The 18,315-nt window shown below is 69.8% G+C and carries 18 protein-coding genes and 1 tRNA gene; 7 read left to right on the forward strand and 12 right to left on the reverse strand.

Features of this window, described 5'->3' with window-relative positions; genetic code table 11:
* Window positions 1–664: trehalose-phosphatase (otsB, locus tag VS93_RS18810; protein ID WP_046471220.1), on the forward strand; the 664-nt coding region annotated here is incomplete at its 5' end.
* Here otsB and VS93_RS18815 read toward each other — a convergent pair.
* From VS93_RS18815 to VS93_RS18825, 4 genes are all read right to left on the reverse strand, one after another.
* Window positions 654–1,676 carry a serine hydrolase domain-containing protein gene (locus VS93_RS18815; protein WP_046471221.1) on the reverse strand — a complete coding sequence of 341 codons (1,023 nt, stop codon included), beginning with the start codon at window positions 1,674–1,676 and terminating at the stop codon, window positions 654–656. The genes otsB and VS93_RS18815 overlap by 11 nt on opposite strands.
* A gap of 204 nt (window positions 1,677–1,880) precedes the next feature.
* The gene (locus tag VS93_RS31895; RefSeq protein ID WP_052745855.1) at window positions 1,881–2,159 is read right to left on the reverse strand and encodes a hypothetical protein; all 279 of its coding nucleotides are present in this window, start codon (window positions 2,157–2,159) and stop codon (window positions 1,881–1,883) included.
* Window positions 2,138–2,503, reverse strand: coding sequence for a hypothetical protein (locus VS93_RS31900; RefSeq protein ID WP_236700610.1), 366 nt, complete (start codon window positions 2,501–2,503; stop codon window positions 2,138–2,140). Before VS93_RS31900 ends, VS93_RS31895 begins: the two co-directional genes overlap by 22 nt.
* A gap of 14 nt (window positions 2,504–2,517) precedes the next feature.
* The gene (locus VS93_RS18825) at window positions 2,518–2,727 is read right to left on the reverse strand and encodes a hypothetical protein (RefSeq protein WP_236700611.1); all 210 of its coding nucleotides are present in this window, start codon (window positions 2,725–2,727) and stop codon (window positions 2,518–2,520) included.
* Between the two features lie 346 nt (window positions 2,728–3,073).
* Between VS93_RS18825 and VS93_RS18830 the strand changes: the two genes are divergently transcribed.
* A complete protein-coding gene (locus tag VS93_RS18830; RefSeq protein ID WP_449353797.1) occupies window positions 3,074–3,646 on the forward strand; it encodes an RNA 2'-phosphotransferase in 573 nt (190 codons plus the stop codon).
* Window positions 3,647–4,106: 460 nt separating this feature from the next.
* Here VS93_RS18830 and VS93_RS18835 read toward each other — a convergent pair.
* The 3 genes from VS93_RS18835 to cysS all read right to left on the reverse strand — a co-directional run bounded on the left by VS93_RS18835 (window position 4,107) and on the right by cysS (window position 6,663).
* Window positions 4,107–4,179, reverse strand: a tRNA-Thr gene (locus VS93_RS18835).
* A gap of 40 nt (window positions 4,180–4,219) precedes the next feature.
* Entirely contained in the window at window positions 4,220–5,182 is a 963-nt protein-coding gene (gene rlmB, locus VS93_RS18840) for a 23S rRNA (guanosine(2251)-2'-O)-methyltransferase RlmB (RefSeq protein WP_046471223.1), read from the reverse strand.
* Between the two features lie 77 nt (window positions 5,183–5,259).
* Window positions 5,260–6,663 (reverse strand): cysteine--tRNA ligase, encoded by a 1,404-nt coding sequence (gene cysS, locus VS93_RS18845; protein ID WP_046471224.1) that lies wholly within the window; start codon window positions 6,661–6,663, stop codon window positions 5,260–5,262.
* Window positions 6,664–6,931: 268 nt separating this feature from the next.
* Here cysS and VS93_RS18850 point away from each other — a divergent pair, with 268 nt between their 5' ends.
* Window positions 6,932–8,149, forward strand: a complete 1,218-nt coding sequence (locus VS93_RS18850) for a hypothetical protein (protein ID WP_046471225.1) — start codon at window positions 6,932–6,934, stop codon at window positions 8,147–8,149.
* 88 nt (window positions 8,150–8,237) lie between these two features.
* Here VS93_RS18850 and ispF read toward each other — a convergent pair whose 3' ends face one another.
* The 3 genes from ispF to phoU all read right to left on the reverse strand — a co-directional run bounded on the left by ispF (window position 8,238) and on the right by phoU (window position 10,216).
* On the reverse strand, window positions 8,238–8,708 hold the full coding sequence (ispF, locus tag VS93_RS18855) for a 2-C-methyl-D-erythritol 2,4-cyclodiphosphate synthase (RefSeq protein ID WP_173434333.1): 471 nt from the start codon (window positions 8,706–8,708) through the stop codon (window positions 8,238–8,240).
* A gap of 38 nt (window positions 8,709–8,746) precedes the next feature.
* Complete coding sequence (locus VS93_RS18860) at window positions 8,747–9,229, reverse strand: CarD family transcriptional regulator (protein WP_046471226.1); 483 nt, start codon at window positions 9,227–9,229, stop codon at window positions 8,747–8,749.
* A gap of 324 nt (window positions 9,230–9,553) precedes the next feature.
* On the reverse strand, window positions 9,554–10,216 hold the full coding sequence (phoU, locus tag VS93_RS18865; protein ID WP_046471227.1) for a phosphate signaling complex protein PhoU: 663 nt from the start codon (window positions 10,214–10,216) through the stop codon (window positions 9,554–9,556).
* A 168-nt stretch (window positions 10,217–10,384) separates the two neighbouring features.
* On the opposite strand from phoU, the gene VS93_RS18870 reads away from it, so the two are divergent.
* Both VS93_RS18870 and VS93_RS18875 read left to right on the forward strand, forming a co-directional pair.
* Entirely contained in the window at window positions 10,385–11,518 is a 1,134-nt protein-coding gene (locus VS93_RS18870) for a sensor histidine kinase (RefSeq protein WP_046471248.1), read from the forward strand.
* Window positions 11,515–12,213: a response regulator transcription factor gene (locus tag VS93_RS18875; RefSeq protein WP_046471228.1), complete on the forward strand. Its 699-nt coding sequence runs from the start codon at window positions 11,515–11,517 to the stop codon at window positions 12,211–12,213. The genes VS93_RS18870 and VS93_RS18875 overlap by 4 nt, the downstream gene beginning before the upstream one ends.
* A gap of 19 nt (window positions 12,214–12,232) precedes the next feature.
* On the opposite strand, the gene dtd is transcribed toward VS93_RS18875, so the two are convergent.
* Both dtd and VS93_RS18885 read right to left on the reverse strand, forming a co-directional pair.
* Window positions 12,233–12,658, reverse strand: coding sequence for a D-aminoacyl-tRNA deacylase (gene dtd, locus VS93_RS18880; RefSeq protein WP_046471229.1), 426 nt, complete (start codon window positions 12,656–12,658; stop codon window positions 12,233–12,235).
* Window positions 12,659–12,669: 11 nt separating this feature from the next.
* Entirely contained in the window at window positions 12,670–14,460 is a 1,791-nt protein-coding gene (locus tag VS93_RS18885) for a DUF2207 domain-containing protein (protein ID WP_046471230.1), read from the reverse strand.
* A 172-nt stretch (window positions 14,461–14,632) separates the two neighbouring features.
* On the opposite strand from VS93_RS18885, the gene VS93_RS18890 reads away from it, so the two are divergent.
* The gene (locus VS93_RS18890; RefSeq protein WP_046471231.1) at window positions 14,633–15,610 is read left to right on the forward strand and encodes a neutral zinc metallopeptidase; all 978 of its coding nucleotides are present in this window, start codon (window positions 14,633–14,635) and stop codon (window positions 15,608–15,610) included.
* Window positions 15,607–16,578 carry a neutral zinc metallopeptidase gene (locus VS93_RS18895; RefSeq protein WP_236700613.1) on the forward strand — a complete coding sequence of 324 codons (972 nt, stop codon included), beginning with the start codon at window positions 15,607–15,609 and terminating at the stop codon, window positions 16,576–16,578. The genes VS93_RS18890 and VS93_RS18895 overlap by 4 nt, the downstream gene beginning before the upstream one ends.
* The last annotated feature ends 1,737 nt before the right edge of the window (window positions 16,579–18,315 follow it).

The raw sequence follows: 18,315 nt of genomic DNA on the forward strand, positions 1-18,315 counted from the left end.
CCCTCTGGTGGGATCGATCGTCATCGTCACCGGTCGCCCCGCCGATGTGGCGGTGACGTACGGAAGTCTCGACAGCATCGGCGGCATCGCCGTCCTCGGCCAGTACGGCCTGGACCGCTGGGAGGGCGGCCGGCACACGTCGCCGCAACCACCACCGGGAGTGCAGACGGTCCGCGAGGAACTTCCGGGACTCATCGAACGGGTCGGAGCCCCGGAGGGCACCTGGATCGAGGACAAGGGGCACGCGCTCGCGGTCCACACCCGCCGCACGCCCGAGCCCGACTCCGCCTTGGACCTGCTGAGGTCGCCGCTCGACGCTCTGGCCGAGCGGACCGGGCTCTCGGTCGAGCCCGGCCGCATGGTCATCGAGCTGCGCCCGCGGGGCATGGACAAAGGCACGGCGCTGACCGACTTCGTCACCGACCGCGGGGGGTCGGTGGTGCTCTACGCGGGCGACGACCTCGGTGACCTCGCCGCGTTCGACGCCGTGGAGAACCTCCGGGAGCAGGGCGTCCCCGGGATCACGGTCTGCAGCGGCTCGACAGAGGTCACAGCCCTGGCCGAACGCGCCGACCTGGTCGTCGACGGCCCAGAGGGGATCGCCGACCTGCTCGCCGACCTGCGGCATGCCCTCATCACCCCGTCCGGGCCCCCTAGCTCTTGAACGCCGCCAGCGCCGCCGCGCGGAGGTCACCGAGACCCGTCCTCCGGCGCCCGAGGTGCACGGCATTGGTCAGCAGGCCCACGTAGCGGCCGGTCTCAGGGTGCAGGACGAGGCTGGTCCCGGTGTAGCCGTTGTGGAAGACGACGCCGTCGTCGGTGACCAGCCAGGCCAGTCCGCGGGAGTACCCCCTCTCGACGAACACGCCGGGCGTCCAGCTCTGCCGGAGATAGCCGGCGAAGGAGTCCGCCGGCCCGCCCTCGGAGTAGCGGTGAAGAAGCTCCCTCGCGAAGACCCCGAGGTCAATGGCGGTACTGAACACCCCCGCATGGCCGGCGACCCCGCCCATGAGGGCCGCGGCCTCGTCGTGCACCACACCCCACGTCGGCGCGGTCCCCGGGATACGGCGCTCGGTCGGGGCCACCGAGGGCGAGCGCGGTAACGGCCCGTAGGCCGTCGCCGACATGCCCATATCCGCCCACATCTCCGCCGCCAGCCGGTCCAGGGGCGCACCGAGGACACGCTCCAGCAGCAGGCCCAACAGGATGAACCCGCGGTCGATGTAGCGGTACCCCTCCTCGTCCAGCGGCTCGGACAGGATCGCCTCGGCCAGGTCACGACCGGTCCCGACATAGCACTCCAGCCAGGTGACCGGGTTCAGCCGCGACGTGTGGGTGAGTATCTGCCGGACGGTCACCGCCCCGCCGGGGTACGGCCCCCCGGGAAAGTGGTCCGACAGCGGCGTGTCCAGGTCGAGGAGGCCCTCGGCCACTGCCCGCCCCACGAGCGGCCAGGTGGCCAGCACCTTGGTCAGACTGGCCACGTCATAGTGGACGTCCGGGGCGGCGCGGGCGCCCTCGCACTCCTCGGCGAGTCCGCCGACGGCGACGAACTCCCACATGCTGCCGGTGCCGACAACGGCGGTGCCCCCCGGCAACCACCCCGCATCGACCATCACCTTCAGGACACCGCGAATGTCCATCCCCGTATCCGCGAGCCAATCACCGTCTCGCACGCGCCCCCTCCTCCGACGGAACTTTCCCACCGGCGGATACCCGCTGGACACGGGGTTGTCACCCCGTTCCACCTGCGCATGAGCATGGAACATTCCTGTGCGGGAGACCGAAACCGGGCCCGAAGGCGCGACTGCGGGCCTCGCGCCCCGAGAGGGAAAGGGTTTCGTCGTGTCCGCAAGGAGCGCGGAGAGCGGGGCAGGGCCTCACCCCTTGCCGGGCGCCTCCGTGGCGGGGCCCCGCCGCGGCCCCGCCCGCTTCGGACGCCGCTGTAGCCGACCGAAAGGCTTCACGGTGGAGAGGACGGTGGCGGCGAGCAGGAACGACCACGCGACCGACAGCGAGATCACGGCCTTCTCCTGCTCGCTCGCCGCGGGCGGCTCCCCCGAGCCGCCCGCCGCCGAGGCCAACTCCACGAGCCCGGGGCCCAGGGCCAGATTGCTGCCGAGCACCAGCACGGTGGTCAGCACCAGCTTGATCGCCACCCAGTAGTACCGCAGCAGTCCCCAGGACGTACCGAGGGAAAGAACCGGTCCGCTAACCCCCGCGAGCGGCTGATCGGCGTGATGAGCACCGTCACCAGCAGCGTCGCGGCGGTGTAGCCGGCGGTGGCGGGTTCCGGGATGCCGGCGAGCGCAGCGTTGACGGTGGGGGCCACCAGCGCGAGATGCACACCCAGCCACCCCACGCTGGTCACGACGCGCACCGTCACGGCCGCCTTGCGGAGTACAGGGGAGAGCCGGAACAGCGGCCCGCCGCGGCCGGCACCGGAGCTGTTCCACTCCAGGCGCCGGCCGGGCAGAGCGGCCGTGCCCACCGTTCCCGTCACGGCGTGCCGCCCGGTTAGGTACCCGGGTACCAGTTCAGCGCGCTCGCGCGCTCCAGGAACTCGTCCACGCTGATGTCACCGCGGGCGAAGCGCTCGGCGAGCACCCTGCGCGCGGTCTCGTCGGCGGGCTCCGGGGCGGGCGCGGCCCACGGCGGCCGCCCGCCGCGGCGGCGCAGCAGCCAGAAAGCGGTCCCCGCAGCGAGGAGTGGCAGCAGAAGGCACATGAGGACTCCAATCACCGGTGCGAACGGCGGCGGGCCGGCTCCCCACGGAGGGCCGTGCCGCGCTGCCGTCGCCGTCATTTCGGTCGCCAACAGAGCGAGTTGACTGTTCATGGGCCCAAGCCTCGCCGCCGCGGGCTACGCGTGTCGTCACCCGGGCAGCGGCTTCGCGGCTACGTACCGCGCCTACGCTCCCCGGCCGGTGCGTGTGTCCCGCGCCTGCCGGGACCAGAGCCGGATACACGGGCGCAATGGGCCTATCGGCGGAGGAGGCGGCCGGTGCGCACCGCCCCATAAGCTCGTCCTCAACCCGCCGGCGGACCCCGGCCCGAGGGGTACCGGCAGCAGGGTGGCGAGCCTTCGGGAGGTGGTGGCGGTGGACGGGCAGCGGCTGGTGGCGGTCTCCAGGTACCTGGCCAGGCACCTGCGGCACACCCCGGAGCGGATCGGGATCGACCTGGACGCGCACGGCTGGGTGGAGGTCGATACGCTGCTCGCGGCGGCGGCCTCCCGCGGGTTCCCGATATCGCGGGCGGAACTGGAGCAGGTCGTCGCCGGCAACGACAAGCGCCGGTACACGATCGAGCACGGCAGGATCCGGGCCGACCAGGGCCACTCCGTGCCCGTGGACCTCGACCTCCCGGTGGCCGAACCGCCCGTGTCCCTCTACCACGGGACGGTGGCCAGGAGCCTGGAGGCGATCCGCGCCGCAGGGTTACGGCCGATGAACCGCCACCATGTCCACCTGTCCCCGGACCGTGCGACAGCCACCCGCGTCGGGGCGCGCAGGGGCCCGCCGGTCGTTCTGGCGGTCGGCGCCGGAGACATGCACGCGGCCGGGTACGAATTCCGGGTCAGCGCCAACGGAGTGTGGCTCACCGACCACGTCCCGCCGTCCTTCATCCGTTTCCCGGGCGGCTAGCGGTCCACCGACGCCCGCACAGGACACCCAACGGGCGGGAACGGAATCGGGCTCGGGAATCCTCCGGTACGGACGTCTACGTGGTGCAGACGATGCTCGGGCACCGCAAGCAAGGCAAGGCCCTCCGGGTCACCGACAACATGCTGGTCGCGGCTGCCAAGGCCCTCGGGGTGGCAGCGGCTGGGGAAAGGCGCGGCGGAAACGCTCCTGCCACCGATCAGCAGTATGCGGAAAGTCACCCGCGACGTGGCACTCGCCGCAGCCCTTCGGCGATCTTGAGGAAGTCGTTCCTTCACACGCGCACGAAGAAACGAAATGCTCAAGATCAGCGAGGACCCCCATGGGAAGGAAAAGGCCGCAGCGGGAGTCTCGACGGACTCCCCGTGGCCATAAGCGATAGCTGACCAGCCGACGGACCCCATCTGCCGCGGCCACGTCATCCCTGGCCAGAAAAGAAAAGAGCCGGCAAGGGGACTTGAACCCCTAACCTATCGCTTACAAGGCGATTGCTCTGCCAATTGAGCTATGCCGGCCGGTGTCTGCACCACCCAGTGGCATGGTACCGGTTGTGGGCTACTGTCCGGACGTCCGACGCCGGGCGGTCTCGTACAGCGCTATGCCGGCCGCCACTGAAGCGTTCAACGACTCCGCGCCGCTGATCGGGATCCCGACGACGATGTCGCAGGTCTCGCGGACCAGCCTCGACAGCCCCTTGCCCTCGGAGCCGATCACGACGACGAGGGGTCCGGTCGCCAACCCCAGTTCGTCCAGGCGGGTGTCGGCACCGGCGTCAAGCCCCGCGACGAACAGCCCGGCCTGCTTGTACCCCTCCAGTGTGCGGGTGAGGTTGGTGGCCTGCGCTACAGGCAGCCGGGCGAGCGCGCCGGCCGAGGTCTTCCAGGACGCCATGGTCACGCCCGCGGAGCGGCGCTCCGGGATCAGCAGGCCGTGCGCGCCGAACGCCGCGGCCGACCGGGCGACCGCCCCAAGGTTGTGCGGATCGGTCACGCTGTCGAGCGCCACGATCAGCGGAGGCGTGTCCGACTCCTGGGCGGTGTCCAGCAGGTCGTCGGGATGCTGGTAGCGGTAGGGCGGCACCTTCAACGCGATGCCCTGATGCGCCGCGCCCGGCTGCCCGCTGCTTTCGCAGTGGTTGTCCAGCTGCGTCCTTGTGACCTCCTGGATCTCCACCCCGGCATCGCCGGCGAGCCTGGCGGCCTCCGTGATACGGGGATCGGGTTCCAGACTGTTCGCCAGGAACAGCCTGGACGCCGGGGCACCGGCCCGCAGCGCTTCGAGGACCGGGTTGCGGCCGACCAGCAGTTCCGAGCCGCCGCCGTCGCGGCCGGAAGCCCCGGGGACGTCGGGGCTGGAGACCGGCGGGCCCGGCTGCTGCTTGCCGGCACCGGAACGCTGTTTCTTGGGGTACCAGTGCCGCTGCTCCTTGGGAAGCGTGCCCTTCTTACCTTCGAGCGCGCTCTTCCCTTTGCCCCCGCTGCCCTTCGTGGGACCCTTCTTGCCCTTCTTCGCCGGCATGAGCGCTGTTCCTTCCATATCTGCTGTGCATGCGGCCATGCCGGAAACACCGGTCCCCGTTCGGTCTCGGCGCCCCGTCAGCCGTGCCGGAGCTCCCAGCGCGGACCGCGCGGAGTGTCCTCGACGGTGATGCCCGCTTCGCTGAGCCGGTCGCGGATCTCGTCTGCGGCCGCGTAGTCCTTGCGGGCCCGAGCCGCCTGCCGCTGGTCCAGAGCGACCGTCACCAGGGCGTCGACGACGTCGCGCAGGCCGGTGTCGCCGGTCTCCGCCCACTGTTCGGACAGCGGGTCCAGTCCCAGCACCGCGAGCATCCCCCGCAGCCGGCCGGTGATCTCGGCGAGGCGCTCCTTGGCGCCATCGGCAAGTGCCGAGTTGCCGTCGCGCACATGCCCGTGCACGACCGCGAGCGCCTGGGAGACACCCAGGTCGTCGTCGAGCGCCGACGCGAACTCCTCCGGCATCTCGCCAGCGGGCGCCACCTCCCCGACGACCTCGGTGGCCCGGGTCAGGAACCCCTCGATCCGCTGGTAGGCGGACGCCGCCTCGCGCAGTGCCTCGTCGGAGTAGTCGATGACCGACCGGTAGTGCGCCTGCGCCAGGTAGTAGCGCAGTTCGACCGGCCGGACCTTGCGCACGATCTCCGGGATCAGCAGCGAGTTGCCGACCGACTTGCTCATCTTCTCGCCGGCCATGGCGAGCAGGCCGTTGTGCAGCCAGTAACGGGCGAACCCGTCACCGGCGGCCTGGGACTGCGCGGTCTCGTTCTCGTGGTGCGGGAACACGAGGTCGAGTCCGCCGCCGTGGATGTCGAACGTGGAGCCGAGGTACTTGGTGGCCATGGCCGAGCACTCCAGATGCCAGCCGGGCCGGCCGCGGCCCCAAGGGGTCTCCCAGCTGGGCTCCCCTGGTCGTACCCCCTTCCACAAGGCGAAGTCGCGGGGATCGCGCTTCCCGAGGTCGTTCTCGGTGTCGTCGGCGCCGCGCATCTGCTCAAGCCGCTGGTTGGACAGGGCCCCGTACTCAGGGAAGGAGGTGACGTCGAAGTAGACGTCACCGGAACCGTTCTCGGCGGGGTAGGCGTGCCCGCTCTCGATGAGCCGCCGCATCAGCTCGACCATCTCGGGCACGTGCCCGGTGGCACGCGGCTCCACGGTGGGCGGCAGGCATCCCAGGATGTCGTAGGCCCAGGTGAACGCGCGCTGGTTGCGTTCGCTGACCTCCCACCACGGCACGCCTTCGGCCCGTGCGACGTTGATGATCTTGTCGTCGATGTCGGTCACATTGCGGCACAGGGTCACGCGGTAGCCGCGGTAGGTGAGCCAGCGCCGCAGGATGTCGAAGTTGACACCGGAGCGGATGTGGCCGATGTGCGGCGGAGCCTGCACCGTGGCACCGCACAGGTACAGCGAGGCACGCCCCTCACGCAGAGGGACGAAGTCGCGGACCTGCCGGGCTCGGGTGTCATAGAAGCGCAGACTCACAGTGCCAAGGGTAGCTGTTCCGCGGCGGGGTACGGGCCGGGAGCCGCCGACCGGTGGACAGGCCCGACCGGCGCGGACGCGGAACTCCCGAGGCGCTCCCGGCCGCATCAGCGCGGAACCTCGTGTTCACAGCGCTGGCTGAGCTACGCTTCTGCATACGATGGCCGCTAACCCCTCTTCACGTACCCGCGGCGCGCGCCCTGCCCCCCGAACCTCCGGCAGGGGATCCCGCGCCATCGCGATCACACTGACAGGCATCGGCGTCCTGGTGATCGCCGCGTGTGCCGTTCTGCTCTCCTACAACGGCATCTACCAGATCGCCCGCCAAGGCGACGTCGACCCGAAGTACGCACACCTTTACCCCGGCGCGTTCACGCTGCTGCTCCTCATCGCCTTCTGGACCAGCTACCTGCTCCGCGACGCCCCGAGGTCCCGGCGGCTCGGGGTCGACGCCCTGATCCTCGGGCTGATCCTGATCGCTGCGTTCGCCAGTGCGTTGCAGCCACTGGGCTACCAACTGCTTCCGGAGACGGCCGTCGTCGTGGCCGCCGTAGCGCCCTGGATGGCGCTGCTGGTCGCGTTCCGGCTCTGGCTGTGGGTGGTCTCGCACCTGCGCGGCGAACGCCCCGAGGCCGCGCGGCGCCCCCGCTCCGCGCCCTCCGCTGATCCCGATTCCGTTGACACCGCCCCACTGCCCGCCGAGTCGACACCGAAGCCCGCCGAACCCGAGGAGCCCCAGCCGGGGCCACCGGAGGAGCGCGAGGCCGCTCCCTCGGCACCGGCGCTGCTGTGGCCGCCCAAGCAGGACCAGCCTTCCCACAAGGAGTCCTCGGTCCGCGTGCTGGAGCGTGAAGAGGTCGAGGCGCACGAGACCGACGCGGCGGACGGCGACCTCCAACAGGCGAAGACCAGCGCATCCGGGAGCCGCGCCGCGGCGGCGGAAGAACCGGAGTCCCCGTCCCCGGAACCGGGAGATACCGGGGACACCGCCCCCTTCCCCGAACCGGAGCCCGTTCTGCCGGACCCCGCACCGAAGCCACGCCCCGAAGCCGCGGAAACGGGGGCGCCCGCCTCGGAACCCGAGGCGGCGGGGGAGCCCCACTCGGCACCCCCTCGCGAGGAGCTCCCCAAGCGCGTGCCGCAGCCCGCTGCCAACCCGATCAAAAAGGCCGCGGAGCCGGCCAAGGACAGCGCTTCCGCGGCGGAGGAGAGCGATACCGGGCAGAGCGGCGCCAACACCGGACAGCACGAGGACGGCTTCGTCCACGACCTCCCACCCGACGACCCGACCAGCGACGAAGCGGCACCCCTTGAAGGGGAGGCGGCGGAACCGTTCTCGGGGGGCGGGCCGGAGACGGATCCCCTGATCGAGAAGCGTCCCGTGGCGCTCAGACCGCGCCGGCCTCCGATGACCGGTTTCCCGGAGGACCCGCCATCGCGTCGGGTCCGCAGCGGACCTACCCCACCGGAGGAACCGCACGGCTGAACCTCATCGGGCACCCGTCCGCTGATTTCCGCGGGCCGGCAAGACGGCCTCGGCCCCACCGGAAGGTCCGGGACACGGTCGGTCCGTGTCATTCGGAGGGTGCGCACAGGGCGGTGGCCACCGCCGCGATTCCCTCGCCCCGGCCGGTGAGCCCGAGGCCATCGGTGGTGGTCGCCGAGACCGTGACCGGGGCACCGGCCGCCTCGGTAAGGACCTGCTCCGCCTCGGACCTGCGCGGCGCGAATTTGGGCCGGTTGCCGATGATCTGAACAGCGATGTTACCGATCTCGTACCCGGCGGTCCGGACTCGGGCGGCCGACTCCGCGAGGAGGGCGACCCCCGACGCACCGCGCCATTTCGGATCGGCGGTGCCGAACTGCGCCCCAAGATCGCCCAGGCCGGCCGCGGAGAAAAGCGCGTCGCACGCCGCATGCGCGGCGACATCGCCATCGGAATGGCCGCTCACTCCGTCCTCTCCCGGCCATTCCAGGCCCGCGAGAAACAGAATGCGTCCTGCCATAAATGGGTGGACGTCGGTTCCGACGCCCACCCGCGGCATTTTCGGCATGAAAACAGTGCTTCTTTGGTGGCCTTTAGTCAGTCGGTGAGGACTTCGTCGAGAAGCGCTTCGGCCTTGTCTTCATTCGTCTTCTCGGCAAGGGCGAGTTCACTCACCAGTATCTGCCGGGCCTTGGCGAGCATCCGCTTCTCTCCGGCGGAAAGGCCGCGTTCCTTATCGCGCCGCCAGAGGTCGCGGACGACCTCCGCCACCTTGTTGACGTCCCCGGACGCGAGCTTCTCCAGGTTCGCCTTGTAGCGCCGGGACCAGTTGGTGGGCTCTTCCGTGTGCGGTGCGCGCAGCACCTCGAAGACCCGGTCCAGTCCGTCTTGGCCCACCACGTCACGAACCCCGACATCTTGGGCGTTCTCGGCAGGCACACGTACCGTAAGATCACCCTTGTCGACCTTCAGAACGAGATAGGTCCTATCCTCGCCCTTAATGGTGCGAGTCTCAATCGCCTCAATACGAGCAGCCCCATGATGGGGGTAGACAACGGTGTCGCCGACCTTGAAAGTCATGTGACAAGTACCCCTTCCGCTACCACAAGGGTACCACGAATCCGTGACTCAACGTACCTATTCGGTTTGCGAACGCGCAGGTCAGCGCCACAATTTAGGTCTTGACAAATGGTACTCGAGGTGCTCTCGACCGCACTCCCTCCGGACGGCGCTCCGTCGTCGCGGACCCCGGGAGGGCCGGACGCCCCACGCCTGCGAGAGGAAAACAAAGGGCGCCCTCGGCCCTACCGCTCCGCCACGCGTCCTCCGCGGGCCGCAGCCCGCGGGATGTGATGTTCCCCATGATACCGGAGGCGGTCGCCGGGGAGCATGGGCCTCGGCTGACTAGGCCTCCAGCTCGCGGTCGCTCACCTTCTCCCCCGTCACCATGTAGACGAGGTTGTCCGCCACGTGCACGGCGTGGTCGCCGAAGCGCTCGTAGAACCGGCCGGCGAGGGTGACGTCCATGGTCGCCTCCACGCCGTGCTTCCAGTTGGGGTCGAGGATCCGCTTGAGCAGCTTGCGGCGCAGCTTGTCCATGCGGTCGTCATCGGCGTCCAGCTCTCTCGCGGTCTCGGCGTCGCGGGCGTTGACGACCTCTCCGGCCTTGATGACCAGAAGCTCGGCCTGATGCCCCATCTCCAGCACGATGGAGCGCAGTTCCGCCGGGATGGCGGATTCGGGGTTCCGGCGGCGCGCGATCTTGGCGATGTGCACCGCATGGTCCCCCATGCGTTCCAGGTCTCCCGCCATATGCAGCGAGGTGATGATCGTGCGCAGGTCCTTGGCCACAGGCTGCTGGCGGGCCATCAGCTCGAACGCGCTGCGTTCGATCTCGTCGTTGAGCTTGTTGAGTTCGTCGTCCCCGGAGATCACCTCCTGGGCGGCGTTGAGATCGGCGTCGAGCAGCGCGGTCGTGGCGCGTGCAATGGCGTGCCTGGCCAGCCTCGTCATCTCGACAAGGCGTTCGCTGAGGGCGTCGAGCCCCTCATGGTAGGTGTCGCGCATAGTTCACATCGTTCCAGTTCGCGGCTGAATCGTTTCGTAAGGGACAGTGAATATTGCGGGAAGCTCGGTTCCAACATAAGGCCAGAGGGGTACGGCAGAGCTCGTCCCGCTTACGATCGAACTGTGCAAGGGGAGCTGCTCGCCACCATCGCGGGGCTCGTCGGACTCATGACGGGCGTCGCCGCGGGGCTGGCGTTTCGAATCAGCGAGAGAGGTCGTAGCCATACCCCTGAACCGTCCGGGCAGTCCGAGCTGCCCTCAGGGATCGCCGAGGTCCTCGCGGCGCTCCCGTCGTCGGCCGTGGTGCTCGACTCCGCCGACCGGGTCCTCCGGGCCAGCTCCGCCGCCCGCGCCTACGGGATCGTACGGGGTTCGGAACTCGTCATCGGCGACCTGCTGGCACTGGCCCGCCAGGTGCGCCGCGACGGCGTGATACGCGAGACCGAGATCGAAGTGGCCGTTCGCAAGTTCGGGCCCGACGCCACCTCCTTCGCCGTACGGGTGGCCCCCCTGGGGGGCACCGGCCTGGTCCTGGTGCTCGCCGAGGACCAGACCGAACGCCGCCGCGTCGAAGCGGTGCGCCGGGACTTCGTCGCCAACATCAGCCACGAGCTCAAGACACCGGTGGGAGCCCTCTCGCTGCTCGCCGAGACCGTGGCCGACGCCAGCGACGACCCTGACGCCGTGCTCCGCTTCACCGGCCGCATGCAGCAGGAGACGTCCCGGCTGACCAGCGTCATCCAGGACCTGATCACGTTGTCGCGGATCCAGGGCGCCGAACCCATGGCCGAACCCGACAAGGTCCAGGTCGAGACCCTGGTCGAGGAGGCGCTCGACGCGGTGCGTATGGCCGCCGACTCCAAGGAGATCGAGCTGCTCTCCAGGGGAACCGAGGACATCGTCGTCCTCGGGGACGAGGGGCTGCTCGTCACCGCTCTGCGCAACCTTGTGGCCAACGCGGTGTCCTACAGCCCCGAACGCACCCGGGTGTCGGTGCTGACCGAGGTCACCGAGAAGTCCGTGGAGATCAGCATCGCCGACCAAGGAATCGGCATCCCGGCGCAGGACCTGGAACGAATCTTCGAGCGCTTCTACCGTGTGGATGCGGCTCGAAGCCGGGCGACCGGTGGCACCGGCCTCGGCCTGGCGATCGTCAAGCACATCATGACCCACCATCGTGGAGAAGTGACCGTGTGGAGCAAGGAGGGCTCGGGGTCGACGTTCACGTTGCGTCTGCCCCGGCCGGAGACCCGGGAGCGAACGCACTCCCAGGAGAACACCAATCGGGAGGCACCACAGTGACGCGTGTACTCGTCGTTGAGGACGAGGAATCCTACAGCGATGCCCTGTCGTACATGCTGCGCAAGGAAGGTTTCGAGGTCGCGGTGGCGACCACCGGGACGGCGGCGTTGGAGACGTTCGACCGCACCGGGGCCGACCTGGTGCTGCTGGACCTGATGCTGCCCGGCCTGCCCGGAACCGAGGTGTGCCGGACGCTGCGGCAGAAGTCCAACGTCCCGGTCATCATGCTGACCGCCAAGGACAGCGAGATCGACAAGGTCGTCGGCTTGGAACTGGGGGCCGACGATTACGTGACCAAGCCGTTCTCCTCCCGGGAGCTGGTGGCGCGCATCCGCGCGGTGCTGCGCCGCCGCGGCGAGGACGAGGCGCTCCTCCCCACGGCGCTCGAAGCCGGTCCGGTCCGGATGGACGTGGAGCGGCACGTGGTCACGGTGCGCGGCGAGAACATCCAGCTTCCCCTCAAGGAGTTCGAACTGCTGGAGGTGCTCCTGCGCAACGCCGGCCGGGTCCTCACCCGGATGCAGCTCATCGACCGGGTGTGGGGGGCCGACTACGTGGGTGACACCAAGACCCTCGACGTACACGTCAAGCGGCTGCGCGCGAAGATCGAGGCCGATCCGGGCAATCCCGAGTTCATCGTCACGGTGCGCGGCCTGGGCTACAAGTTCGAACCGGTCGTCGCCACGGCGGAGTAGCGGGGACGGCCTCCGGCCATCATACGTCGAGGACCACCGTGAACGGTCCCTCGTTGGTGAGGGACACCGACATCACGGCGCCGAAGGCACCGGTCTCAACGTGCGCGCCCAGCTCGCGCAGCTCCTTGACGACAGCGTCCACCAGGGGCTCGGCAACGGGACCGGGAGCCGCTGCCTGCCATGTGGGTCGGCGGCCCTTGCGGGCATCGCCGTACAGGGTGAACTGGCTGACCACGAGCAGCGGAGCCCCTATGTCGGAGCAGGACTTCTCCTCGTCGAGGATCCGCAGCTTCCACATCTTGGCGGCCAGCCGCCGCGCTTCGGCCTCGGTGTCTGTGTGCGTGGCTCCGACCAGCGCCATCAGCCCCGGCCCGGTGATCTCGCCGACGATCTCGCCCTCGACGGTCACCGAGGCGTGGCTGACTCGCTGTACGACCGCTCTCATCGATCCCTCTACTACCTGATCGTCCGGAACTGGCGGGTGTTTGAGATGACTCCCGTCAGCGTCAGGGTGAACATTCGGATGGAGTCGGCGAAATCCTGGAGCCGCCATTCCTCGGGTCCCTTGTACCAGGGAAGCCCGTTCTCGCCGAGCTCGTCCTCACCCGCTGCGGCCAGGATCTTCGCCCACCGGTCCACGTTGTCGAAGATGATCGCGTAGGGCAGGTACCGGGAGAAGACCCGGACACGATGCTCCTCGGGCACCTGCTCCGCCCTGGCGCTCATCAGATAGGCCCGGAAGCCCAGGGTGTGCGCGAAGGCCGAACTGCCCTGGCTGGTCTTCGCGGGCATGTACTGCCCGCCGACCGTCACGGCCGCACCGGCGATGATCACGGCCAGGCCGACGAAGGCGGTCTGGGTGAAGACCGCCAGCAGCACGGTGAGGAGCACCCCCATGGCCGTGAGCACGATGCCCTTTGTGGCCCACTGGGTGCGCACCAGGTTCGGCCGACGGGCGAACCACTTGAGCCGCACCATGTCGCGGTAGAGCTCGTCGCGTACAGCGGCCAGCCGGGCCGGGAACCGGTCGTTGCCCAGTTCCGACAGCGTGACCCGCTCGCGGTGGCGGAACAGGGCGTCGAGCAGCAGCCGCTCGTACGGGAGCAACGAGTCCTCCAGCGGCACCGGGAGCTTCTCCATCTGCCAGTCGACCGCGGTGAAATGCTCGTGCGGCAGTTCCCGGATCGTGAGGTAGCCGCGTACGGCGAGGTCGACAACGGTGGCGGTGATGTCCACGACGTCGGCCTGCTCATCGATCAGGGTGCCGATCTGGCCCGGATGGACGTCGTCGGGCGGGGTGAAACGGATGCCGTTACCGCCCGATGCCAGCGGGACACTGTCGCCCACGCTCGCCTCGGAGCGCACCGCCCGTTCATCGCGTCCGTGGACGCGGATCAGCACGACGAGCCCGCCGACCAGTACCACCAGCAGCAGCCCGAAGACGCTCGCGGTCGCGGGCGTGATCGCGAACGCCGATGTCAGTGACCACTTCCGGTCAAGGATCGGGTCGCCGGGCGCGGTGCCGGCGGGATAGGAGACGACCACGCCAAGGCTCTCGCCCGGGGTCATGTCCGCCTGCATGAACCGGGCCACGAGCGCCTCGTGTCCGCCCATGTCGGAGGCGGTGCAGTACATGGAGCTGCGCGGCTCTCCCGCGGTGCAGGAGATGGCGATCGGCGGTGACGCCGCCTCGACCACGACGGTCGTGCCGGCGACGGGTGCGCTGTAACCGCCGACGGCCGTCCAGCCCAGTTCGATTCCCTGGCCGACGCTCTCGGTGCCCCCGCGGACCTCGTAGCGCAGCACGACCTTGTCCAGCCCTGCCGTGTCCATGGTCACGTCGACGCCGGCGTCCCGCTCGGCGGAGTCCGCCGGCACGGACCCGCCGTCGGCGTCCTCAGCGGTCACGGAACCGAGTTCGTAGAGCCGGTCGTAATCGTTGTCGTAGGGCTCTCGGGTCACGAACGTGCGGGTGAACTCCTCCGGCGCGGCGCCGTTGAAGGAGATGGCCTCCTCACCGTGCAGCACTCCCGCTTCGTCGAGGCGCAGCGTGACCTCGTTGCTGATCGCCCCGTCGTCGGCCGCCCGCGGCAGGGGTACCGGGTCATTCGCCGGAGAGGCCGCGTCCCGCTGGGCCGCCGAATCGATCGACGGCCCGGGCGCCGAGGCCGCTGCCGGAACGGCGGTGCCGAGAACAAGGACGGTCGCGGCTATGGCAGCCGGACGCGCGAGACCAACCCATCCCATGGCGTGAGAGCTTATCGGCTCGCCTCCCGCGGCCGACGTCGGCCAATCAGGTTACGGATCAGCCACCGGGACCGGTGGTTGTCTCTCACGAAGGTCATAATCGAAAGGTTGGGCCAGAACAGCAGGGGTCGGTGCTGTTCACCATCAGCGGGCGGGGAGGTGAAACGGCCTCATGGCCGAATCGGATTGTGGCGTCACAGGCACAATCGGACGGACACGTACGGGGGGTGCATACGCGCTTCCCGCGTACGCGCACCGACCTCGGCAGCGGCTCGGCACCGGTGTAGTCGTCGTTCTCCTCACCGGCCTGGCCGCCGTCGGTCTGGCCGGTTTCCTGAGCTTCTCCGCCCTGTTCGACCGCAGTGAAGCGACGACGCACCCCGTCGCCGACGATCCCCCGGGCGGGGCCGCCGAGACGGAGCGCCCGCCTGAGGAAGGGGCGGGCGCCGAGATCCTCACCGCGAACCCGGTCTACGACGGCGGCGAACTGCCCGCCGCCTCCTGCGATGCGCCGGAACTCGACCACCGTGACGACGTCTCGATGGAGGAGTTCCTGCACGAGACCACCGACTGCCTCGACGACGCCTGGGGGGAGTACTTCGAAACCGCGGACCTGCCGTTCGAGGAACCCAACCGCATCTACTGGTACACATCGGGCCAGAGCCCGTGCGGCAACTACCCGGCCAGAGGCGTCGCCGCGTTCTACTGCAAGGCCAACGAGGGGCTCTACCTCGGGCTCGACGACATCGTGCAGAACTCAGGCGACAGTGAGTACCCGGAGGCCTACGCTTTCCTGCTCAGCCACGAGTACGGGCACCACGTGCAGGGAGAGGCCGGAATCCTCGGCTACCTCCACAGCATCCGGGGGGACGAGCACCGCAGCGACCGCGACGCCCTGACACGGCGCAGTGAGCTGCAGGCGAACTGCCTCAGCGGGAACTTCCTGGGCTCGGTCGCGGACAGCTACCCCATCGGTTCCGAAGAGCGGGCGAATATCCTCGAAGACGCCGAACGCCGGGGTGACTACGATCCTGGTGGGAGGACGCACGGCTCACCCGAGAACGGATCGATGTGGACGGCCCACGGCATGGATCGGCGGAACCCGGCGGCGTGCAACACGTGGATCGCCCGGGAGGACCTGGTCGAGTGATCCGGGATACCTGGCGGCTTCGCGGGCGGCGCGTTGCCGGAAGCCGGAAGGCACTGTACGCGGGCCTGTCCGCGCTGGTGTTCGCGCTGGCCGCTCTGGGCTGGAACGCGGCGACCGGTACCGCGCCGGAGCACGGACCGGCGCCGGGCGCCGCAGGGCCCTCCGCGCCGCCCGGCGACTCCCGCCAGGACGGCACCCACGACCTCGCCCGTCCCCCACTGGCCGGCGGTGACATTCAGCGCCCCACTGGCGAGTCCGCCCTGGTGGCGAACCCGTTGTACGGCACCGGACGTCTTTCCCCGCTGCCCTGTCCCGCACCGGACCTCGACGTCGGCGACAGCGACTCGGTCGAGGGGTTCCTGGACACGATGACCGACTGCCTCGACGAGGCGTGGGAGAGGCAGTTCCGGGCGGCCGGGGTCCCCTACGAGCCGCCCCGGCGCGTCTTCTGGGACGAGCCGGGGAGCAGTCCCTGCCGCGATTACCCTTCGGACGCCGGGGCGTTCTACTGCCGGGCGAACAAGAGCGTGTACATCGGGACCGAGGACGTCGTGGACAAGTGGAACGGCGCCGAGGACAGCGTCGTCTACGCTTCGTTGCTCGCCCACGAGTACGGGCACCACGTCCAGGGCGAGTCGGGACTCTTGGAGCACTACCACGAGCAGCGCCGGCTGCAGGAGTCCAGGATCGAACAGAACGCCTGGACCCGGAAGGCGGAGCTGCAGGCCAACTGCTTCGCGGGGGTGTTCCTCGGCGCGGTCGAGGTGACCTACCCCGTCAGCGGCGACGACCGCGAGACCGTGCTCGACGACGCGTCCTCCACCGCCGACCGCGAGGACAGCACCGCCGAGGAGCGCACCCACGGATCCGCCGAGAACAGCGTGTACTGGCTGGAGCGCGGGATGGAGGAGCAGTCCCCGGGATCCTGCAACACCTGGGACCTCGCAGAGGACGACCTCGTACAGTAAATCCGCGGTCAAATCCGTTGCGGCGCGGGGAGTGTAGCTCTCCCCCGCGCGGGAAGATCCTGCCGCATGCCGGATGAGCACGTCGTGGAGTTGCGGGTTCACGGGGTCAGTGGCGGGCAGGCCGAGGAACTGCTCGACGTCGAACCAGCGGTGCGGGTGGGAGGCGACGGGCTCGCCGGGTTCTTCCGATGGCGGTGCAAGAGCGACACCGAGGACGTCCGCGACGTGCCGCGCGAGATCTTCGCGTGGGGCAACCTGACCTCGGGGCGCTCTTCACGCGCGTTGTGGTTGCTACTTCTGCCGTTCATGCTAGTCAACGTGGCCTACTGGATGCGTCCCGGACGGCCGGGCGAGCGCCCTTCGCGGATCTACCGATGGGCAGACCACGCCTACGGGCTGTCCGTGCGGCTGCTGGCGCTCAGCCTCACCGCACTGCTGACCATGGCCGGCGCCGGTATCGGCATGGATCTCATCGGCTGGCAGTGCTCCGGCTACGGCGCGCGGTGCGCCGAGCTTCGCCCGTGGCTCGGCTTCCTATCCGCCCCCGGGGCTCTCCTCTCCGATCCCGGGCGGGCACTCGCTGTCGGCGCCCTGCTGCCGCTCGCGATCGTCCTGGTGCTGTGGCGGCTGTCGCGCCGGAGCAGCGGTGTCTACGAGGTCGCCAGAAGGGCGGACGGCTCTTCGTGCGCTCCCAACGTTGCCGCGCCCCTGAGCGATCCGGACTTCTGGCGGAACAGCGAGATCATGGGGCGGCTGCGGTCGGCGCACGTCGCGGTCGCTCTCGGGGTGGTGACCGCCCTGCTGCTGACTCCCGCGCTGATCCACGACCGGGCGGCGGGCTCCCCGATCGTCGGCGGCGTCCTGGCCGGGCTCGTTGTCCTCACCCTGGCCTGCGGCACGGTGAGCGTGCTCGTCCCCGGCTCCGATCCCTGGTGGAACCGGCGGGCGGACGTCGTCTGCCACGTCCTGCGCGACCTCTCGCTGCTGCTGCTCGCCGCCTCACTGATCTATTCGGTGTGGCCGCGGCCCGGGTGGAGCGCGGAGGGCCGGCTCCCCGGATACGCCGCCGGCCTGAACGCGCTGTTCGCGGCGCAGTGCGTTCTCGCGCTGCTGCTCCTGGCCGCGGCGGTGCTGCTTTACGCCATGAACCGGGTGCACTCCGATACTGCGATGCGGGGCATGGCGGGGCCGGCGACAGCGGTGCTCGGGGTGCTGTTCGGCGGGGTTTTCTCGGCCGCGGTGGTCTACCAGGCCGCCGGCTGGCTGGGGGGCTGCTACTACCCGGGTGCCCAGGCGGCCGGCTGCATCGTGCTGCGCCCGCCCAGCGCCTACTCCTGGCTGCAGCTCGCCTTCACCATGGAGGCGGTGATCGCGCTGGCCGCGGCGGCCGCACTGGCGGTAGTCCTGCGGCGGCGAACCGGCGCCGAGGCGCGGAACACGGCCGCCATGTACCGGCGGCCCCAGGGCGCCCGCCGCACCCAGGAGATCGCCAGGGCACGGGCGATGGGAAGCATGACCGAACTCCTGCCCGCCAGTCTCGCCGCGTTCGTACTGCCTGCCGCCGCCCTGGCCCTGCTGGTCCTCTGCGCCGCCCTAACGGGCCGGATCACCGCCACTCCGTTGGACAACGCGCAGATCACCCCGGCCTCCGTGGCCGCCGGGACGACGTCCTGGGTTCAGGGCGCCATCGCGTTCACGGTCGCGGTCGGGTCCTGGCTGGGCGGGTTCTTCCTGCTG

The organism is Allosalinactinospora lopnorensis (assembly GCF_000981225.1).
GTDB lineage: Bacteria > Actinomycetota > Actinomycetes > Streptosporangiales > Streptosporangiaceae > Allosalinactinospora > Allosalinactinospora lopnorensis.

Excerpts from the sequence above, each read along its gene's own strand:
- VS93_RS18890 (WP_046471231.1), top strand. The coding sequence starts at position 14,633 with ATGGCCGAATCGGATTGTGGCGTCACAGGCACAATCGGACGGACACGT.
- ispF (WP_173434333.1), bottom strand. The coding sequence starts at position 8,708 with ATGCCGCGGGTGGGCGTCGGAACCGACGTCCACCCATTTATGGCAGGA.
- VS93_RS18860 (WP_046471226.1), bottom strand. The coding sequence starts at position 9,229 with ATGACTTTCAAGGTCGGCGACACCGTTGTCTACCCCCATCATGGGGCT.
- VS93_RS18870 (WP_046471248.1), top strand. The coding sequence starts at position 10,385 with ATGACGGGCGTCGCCGCGGGGCTGGCGTTTCGAATCAGCGAGAGAGGT.
- dtd (WP_046471229.1), bottom strand. The coding sequence starts at position 12,658 with ATGAGAGCGGTCGTACAGCGAGTCAGCCACGCCTCGGTGACCGTCGAG.
- rlmB (WP_046471223.1), bottom strand. The coding sequence starts at position 5,182 with ATGCCGGCGAAGAAGGGCAAGAAGGGTCCCACGAAGGGCAGCGGGGGC.
- phoU (WP_046471227.1), bottom strand. The coding sequence starts at position 10,216 with ATGCGCGACACCTACCATGAGGGGCTCGACGCCCTCAGCGAACGCCTT.
- VS93_RS18825 (WP_236700611.1), bottom strand. The coding sequence starts at position 2,727 with ATGTGCCTTCTGCTGCCACTCCTCGCTGCGGGGACCGCTTTCTGGCTG.
- VS93_RS18885 (WP_046471230.1), bottom strand. The coding sequence starts at position 14,460 with ATGGGATGGGTTGGTCTCGCGCGTCCGGCTGCCATAGCCGCGACCGTC.